Raw genomic sequence first — 6642 nt, 5'->3', positions numbered from 1 at the left:
CGTTCAGCGCGGCGCCCGCCTGTCCCCGGGTGTGGTTTACCGCCCCCGCCCCCCACCGGCGGGGGGGGGGGCCGGCCCCCCCGGGGCGCCCCCCCCACGGCCGTGTCAGGAGGGGTGAGCCGTCAGCCGGCGTACACGTCCTCGACGTACCGCCCGGCCTCGATCAGCCCCTGCAGCCAGGCCTGCGCCCGCTGCTCGTCCGCGCCCGGGACGCGCTCCCGGTACAGCGTCCGGAAGGCCTCCCGGACGCCCGGCGCCATCCGGGCGCCGTCGCCGCACACGTACACCTCGGCACCGGCGTCGAGCAGCTCCCAGACCTCGGCCGCCTCGGCGGCGATCCGGTCCTGCACGTAGCGCCGCCCGTCCCGCGGCCGCCCGCTGAAGGCGGGCCGCAGCGAGACCGCGCCGGCCTGCTCGGCCGCCTCCAACTCACCGCGGTGCAGGTAGTCCGCGTCCGGGTCGTCGCAGCCGAAGTACAGCAGCGCCGGGGCGAGCCCGGCCCCCTCGGCGAGCAGCGCCCGGCGGTCGGCGACGGCGCCCCGGAAGGGCGCCAGGCCGGTGCCGGCCGCGATCATGACCACCGGGGTGCGGTGGCCGATCCGGAACGCCTCCCGGCAGGGCTGGACCCGGGCCAGCACGGTGTCGCCGACGGCCACCCGGTCGAGGTAGCCGGAGCCGGTGCCCCGGAAGGTGCCCCGGCCCGAGCGGGCCGGCCCGCTGAGCACCGAGACCATCAGCTCCGCCCGGCCCGGGTCGCCGGCGGGCGAGGAGGAGATCGAGTAGTGCCGCGGCCGGATCGTCGGCAGCAGCTCCAGCAGCACCGGCCAGCCGAGCCGCCCCTGGAGGGCCGGGTGGTCCTCGACCAGGTCCAGCAGGGTGCGCGGGTCGTCCTCGGACAGCGCCCGCAGCGCGGCCTGCTCGGGCGGGCAGGGGTTGAGCGCGGCCAGGGCGGCGCGCTGCTCGGCGCTCGGCCGGTCCTGCAACTCGACGTGGCGGGTGAGCAGTTCGCGCACCGTCAGCGGGCGGTCGACGGCCAGTCCGGTGCGCCGGTGCGCCACGATGCCCAGCACCGTGTCGAGGTCGGCGCCGAACAGCTTGGCGGCGCGCTCGACCAGCGCCGGGTCGTTGGCCGGGAGCACGGTGAGGTGGTCGGCGGTCCGGTAGCCGGTGCCCTCCGGCAGGGCCAGCCGGACCAGCCGCTTGACCCGGTGGTACGCGGGGTCGGTCAGGCTGCCGACGGCGGTGACGGTCAGCTCCGCCATGCCGTGCCGGGCGGCCAGCGCGGCCAGCGGGCCGCCGGTCACCTCGGTCACCGAGTAGGCGGCCGCCGGCCGCGCCTCGGCGGGGGCGTCGGCGTCCCCGTAGCGCGCCAGCAGGGTCTCGCGCAGCTCGGCGGTGAACTGCCGTACGGTGCCGGCCAGGTCGCCGGAGGCGTCGGCCTCGGCGCGGGCCAGCAGCCGGGTGCCGCCGAGCGCGGCGAGCCGGTCGTCGATCAGCCCCGGGACGCGCTGGTAGGTCGCGGCGTAGGTACGGTCGCCGATGCCGAGCACCGCGTACTCGACGCCCTCGGCCGTCCCGCGCTCCTGCCCCTCCCCGCTCTCCTGGAGGCGCCGGACGAACCGGGCCGCGTCGTCGGTCGGCTGCCCGTTGTACGAGGCGGCGGTGATCACCACCGGCCGGTCGGTGGGCAGCCCGTCCGCGTACGCGTCCAGCGGGGCGGTCTCCGTCTCGCAGCCGAGGTCGGCGGCGGCCTCCGCGAGCTGCCGGCTGAACTCCCGGCAGGCGCCGTAGTTGGAGCCGTGCAGGAGCAGCAGCCCGGTCCCCTGGCGGACCCGCCCGGCCGTCCCGGGCCGCTCGGCAGTGCCGGTGGCAGCAGCGGTGGTGCCGGAGGCGGTCGCGGCCCGGCCGGGCGTGCGCCGGGCGAGGCCGAGGGTGAAGTCGTCGGGCTTGATGGTGAGCGTCTGCTTGATGGTCAGCCGGTAGTCGGTGTGGTCGATCAGCCGGTAGCGGTGGACCAGCATGCCGAGCAGCATGACGGCCTCGTGCAGCGCGAACTGCCGTCCGATGCAGGCGCGTTCGCCGGTGCCGAAGGGCTTGAAGGCGTGCGGGGAGCGGGCCTCCTCGCACTCGGGGTCGAACCGGGACGGGTCGAACAGCTCCGGGTTGTCGCCCCACGACGGGTCCCGGTGCAGCATCGGCGTGGAGACGAAGACGGTCTCCCCGGCGCGCAGCGGGATGCGGCCGCCGAGCAGGGTGTCCTCGCGGGCCTCCCGGCTGAACGCGGGCGCCGTCGGCCACAGCCGCAGCGCCTCGTTGAGCACCTGGCGGGTGTGGCGCAGCCGTCCGACGTCCTCGTAGGAGGGCTCCGGGTCGGCCTGGTCGCCCCAGAGCCCGTCCACCTCCCGCTGCACCTGGCGCAGCACCGTCGGGTGCTTGACCAGGTAGTACATCGCGAAGGAGAGCGCGCCCGAGGTGGTCTCGTGGCCGGCGATCAGGAAGGTGATCACCTGGTTGCGGATGTTCTCGGCGTCCAGCCGGGTCCCGTCCGAGGGGCGGACCGCGCCGAGCATCAGGCCCAGCAGGTCCTCGGCCGGGGCCTGCTCGCCCTCCCCAACAGCTCCCTCCCCGGCGGTTCCCTCCGCGGAGCGGGCGGCGATCACCTCGTCCACCACGGCGGCCAGGTAGTCGGCGTCGGCCCGGAAGGCGGTGTCCCGCTCGCGGTGGTCGGCCTCCGGGTCACGGGTGAGCCTGTTCATCGCCCAGCCCAGGCAGCGCACCATCGCCTCGACGAAGGGGTGCGGCTCGTCCCGCTCGAAGGAGCCGAAGTCGAAGCCGAAGCCGGCCAGTCCGATGGTGTCCAGGGTCATCCGGGTCATGTCGCCGGGCACGTCCACCGGCAGTCCGGCGGCCTCCCGGCGGTCCCAGGAGTCGACCAGCCGGCGGGCCACCCGCAGCATCACCGGGTGGTAGGTGCGCATCGAGCCGAGCGCGAAGGCCGGCATCAGGATGTCGTGCGCCCGGGCCCAGTTGGGCTCGTCGTTGTAGGCGGTGAACAGGCCGTCGCCGGTGAACTGGCGGACGTTCTCCAGGCCCGGGCCGATCGACTTGGTGAACCGGGTCTCGTCGGCGAGCTCCTCGACCAGCTCCAGCCCGCTGACGATCAGGCTGTCCCGGCCGTGCAGCCGCTGGACGAAGGCCGGGCCGTGCTCTCTGGCCAGTTCCATGGTGCGCAGCATCGGGGCGGCGATCGGCGGCGCCGACGAGATGTCCACCAGGGGGACGGCCCGACCGCTCCCGGCCCCGTCCGCCCGCTCGCCGCCGGCCGTCCACCCGTCCTCGGCCGTCCACTGGCCCTCGGTCGTGCTCTCCACGGTCTCGGTCATCGCTGTGGCCCCTCCCACGGCAGGAAAACTTCGGTCTTCCACCACTGTGCGCCCACCGGGCGGAAGGTCAGACCCCGATCACTACATGATTGTGTAGTACCAGGGGCTCCGACGGGCTTGCCCACGAACCGTCAGCCCTGGCCCCGGAGAGGAGAACCACCGATGCGATCGACCGAGGACTGCGCCCCCCTGCCGGGCGGCCGCCTGGACCCGGCGGTGATCTGGCGCAACCGGGCGCTGCGGCTGATGGACCACGTGCCGATGCCCATCGCGGTGTGCGAGTTCGGCGGGCAGATCCTGATCGTCAACCGCGCGATGGCAGCCGAATTCGGCTGCTTGCCGGGCCAGTTGCGCCACCGTAGGATTCTGGAGTTCTTCACCCTGCGGGACACCGGCACCCTGGAGGCGCTCACCGAGGCCGTCCGGCTGCACCGCCGCTCGCAGTACCCGGCCCGGGTCTCCTGGACGCCCGCCGGCGGCACCGAGCGGCACGGCGAGATGACCGTCGACCTGGTCAGCGACACCCCGGAGCAGACCCCGAACCTCCTGCTGTCGCTACAGGCGGCGGAGCCCGCGGCCGAGGCCCCGCCGTCCGGCCCCCGGGCCGAGGCCAGCCCGATCGAGGCCCGCATCCTCGCCGCCGCGGCCCGGGGCGACACCACCGCGCAGATCGCCCGGGCGCTCGGCATCACCCCGGACGGCGTCAACTACCACCTGGCCCGGCTCTCCCGCCGCTGGCGCGTCCCCAACCGCACCGCCCTGGTCGCCCGCGCCTACACCACCGGCGTCCTGGCCCCGGACACCTGGCCGCCCCAGCCCGCCGACCAGGAGTGACAGCCCGTCAGGCCTCGGCGTCAGTCCGCGGTACGCCGCTCCGCCTCGATGAACGCCCTCGTGGTCGACGGGTCCGGGAGCGGGCGCCCGCACGTCTCCGCGAGCCGGGTCAGGGCGGTGGTCTCCACCGTCCAGCCGTGCCCGGCCAGCCAGTCGCCGGTGCCCGGGCCGAGCCCGCCGCGCCACAGCCCGGTGAGGTGGGTGAGCGCCGGGTCCTGCGGTGTGCGGCTCACGTCCCCGCCCTGCTCCAGTAGGAGGCGGCTGCCCGGGGCGGCCAGCCCGGCCACCGCCGTGAGCAGCCCGGCCGCCTCGTCCGGGGCGAGGTAGACCAGCAGGCCCTCGGCGAGCCAGACCGAGCGCCGGGCCGGGTCGAAGCCGGCGGCGACCAGCCGCTCGGGCCACCGCGGGTCGACCAGGTCGACGGGCAGGGCGGTGCGCCGGGCCTTCGGCACGGCGCCGAGGCCGTCCAGGACCTGCTGCTTGAAGTCCAGCACCGGGCCGAGGTCGAGCTCGAACACCCGGGTACCGGACGGCCAGTCCAGCCGGTAGGCACGGGTGTCCAGGCCCGCCGCCAGCACCACCACCTGGTCGGCGCCGGCGGCCGGCAGCCGGTCGTCGTAGAAACGGGTGCGCAGGATGCCGTGGGCAACGAGGGCCTTGGCGAGGCTGCTGACCGGGCCGGAGAGGGCGGGTTCGAGGCCGGCGGCGTCCACGAAGGCGAGGGCGTACGGGTCGACGAAGAGCGGGTCGGGTCGGGAGCTCTCGTAGGCCCGCACCCGGGCGACGGACAGGGCGGTGCGGGAGACCGGGCTGAGCGGTTCGGAGGTCGTCATGCTCGGCAATCTACATCGGCGCCGATGCATCAGTGAAGATGTATTGGTGGAGATATATCGGTGAAGATGTATTCTTGCGGGCATGGACGGCGTGCAACTCCTCAGACTCGGCAAGCGGCTGACGGAACTCGGCCGCGCGATGATCACCGACCCGGCCGCCGAGCAGCTCAGCGCCGGGGAGATCGCCGTGGTCTCCGACGTGTACCGCCACCCCGCCACCTCCGTCCAGGAGATCCGGGTCCGCACCGGCTTCGCCCAGAGCCACGTCTCGGTCTCCGTCGCCCGGCTGCGCGAACGCGGCCTGCTCGACGCCGCCGCCGACCCGGCCGACGGGCGCCGCACCCTGCTGACCGTCTCCGAGTCGGCCCGGCACGCCATCCGCGCCCACGTCGCCCGGCCCGCCGAGCCCGTCATCGCCAAGGCCGTCCCGGACCCGGAGAAGGCACGCAGGGTCACCGAACTGCTGGACGAACTCGCCGGCCTGCTGCTGCCCTGACCCACCGCCGGGCACGCCACCAGCCCCACGCCCCGGCCGAGTTCCACAAGTCGGTCACAAGCTCGCCAGGCCACTCCCCCGCCACCGCCGGCCCCTGCCATCATCCCGACTGAACCCGGGAGGCGCCCGGGCGAGGCCGAGGGAGTGCGATGGACGCGCGGATCAGGGTCGCCGGCGGCGACGGGCTGCGGGAGACGGCGGAGCTCCGGGACTGGCTGCACCGGGAGCGCGAGCTGGCGGGGCCGGCGCTGAGCGACGACGATGAGTGAGCCGCCGACCGACCGCGTTCCGACTCCGCCGACCGACCAGGCGGCCACCCCGCCACCCCGCCGCCCCCGGCACCACAGCCGGCGGTCCGTCACCCCGGCCGCCCGGATCGTGGCCCAGGCCCTGCTGGTCGTCATCGGCCTGTCCACCGTCGCCCTCGGCTTCTCCTGGTTCGTCGACACCTACGACGAGGCGCTCGCCTACCGCGGCGCCCCGGTCTGCGGCGCCCCCGCCACCGCACCCGGCGCGAACTGCACCAAGCAGGAGACCGGCCGGGTGACGGCCAAGAAGACCGACTCGAACGGAGACTCCACCACCTACGGCCTGACCGTCTCCCGCGAGACGGTGCCCACCGCCACCTACAGCGTCACCGAGGGCCTCTACGACAGCCTGGAGAACGGCGTCAACGTGGACCTGACCCTCTGGCGGGGCCGCGTGGTCGAGCTCTCCCACCAGGGCCACCGCTCCACCGTCCAGAGCACCCCCTGGCTCACCACCCTCAAGCTCGCCCTCCTGGTCGGCACGGGAACCGTCCTCGCCGTCTACGGCCTCCTCCTGCGCCGCCTCGTCAGCTGGGCGCTCCCGCTCGCCGTCCTCCCCTTCCTGGTCCTCTTCACCGTCCTCGGCAGCATCATCCTCATCACCGCCCAGTGGCCCTTCGCCCTCACCATCGCCCTCCCCCTCATCGGCTGGCTGGTCCTGACCGCCATCACCGCCACGATGTCCTGGGACTACTAGGGCCTGTGTGATGTTGTGATCAGTTGGGTGGTCGCACGAGGTCGTCTATCCAGATCATTGAGGCGCGGAGGTGGAGGCCTGCGAGGTAGCT

The 6642-nt window shown here is 74.6% G+C and carries 5 protein-coding genes; 3 read left to right on the top strand and 2 right to left on the bottom strand.

The genetic code is table 11. The annotated features are described in order from the left end of the window. Nucleotides 1-122: 122 nt before the first annotated feature. Nucleotides 123-3383: a cytochrome P450 gene (locus ACFVU7_RS27095; protein WP_388047564.1), complete on the bottom strand. Its 3261-nt coding sequence runs from the start codon at nt 3381-3383 to the stop codon at nt 123-125. 162 nt (nt 3384-3545) lie between these two features. Here ACFVU7_RS27095 and ACFVU7_RS27090 point away from each other — a divergent pair, with 162 nt between their 5' ends. Further along, nucleotides 3546-4217, top strand: a complete 672-nt coding sequence (locus ACFVU7_RS27090; protein ID WP_380741168.1) for a helix-turn-helix transcriptional regulator — start codon at nt 3546-3548, stop codon at nt 4215-4217. A 20-nt stretch (nt 4218-4237) separates the two neighbouring features. Here the strand turns inward: ACFVU7_RS27090 and ACFVU7_RS27085 are convergent, their stop codons facing one another. Beyond that, nucleotides 4238-5050 carry an SAM-dependent methyltransferase gene (locus tag ACFVU7_RS27085; protein ID WP_388047562.1) on the bottom strand — a complete coding sequence of 271 codons (813 nt, stop codon included), beginning with the start codon at nt 5048-5050 and terminating at the stop codon, nt 4238-4240. An 82-nt stretch (nt 5051-5132) separates the two neighbouring features. Here ACFVU7_RS27085 and ACFVU7_RS27080 point away from each other — a divergent pair, with 82 nt between their 5' ends. Then, on the top strand, nt 5133-5546 hold the full coding sequence (locus ACFVU7_RS27080) for a MarR family winged helix-turn-helix transcriptional regulator (RefSeq protein WP_380741167.1): 414 nt from the start codon (nt 5133-5135) through the stop codon (nt 5544-5546). A 261-nt stretch (nt 5547-5807) separates the two neighbouring features. After that, entirely contained in the window at nt 5808-6551 is a 744-nt protein-coding gene (locus tag ACFVU7_RS27075; protein ID WP_388047560.1) for a hypothetical protein, read from the top strand. Nucleotides 6552-6642 lie beyond the last annotated feature (91 nt).

Origin of the sequence: Kitasatospora sp. NPDC058046 (assembly GCF_042885595.1) — a bacterium.
Lineage (GTDB): Bacteria > Actinomycetota > Actinomycetes > Streptomycetales > Streptomycetaceae > Kitasatospora.
The sequence above is the reverse complement of the archived record's forward strand: the minus strand, read 5'-3'. Positions and strand labels throughout refer to the sequence as shown.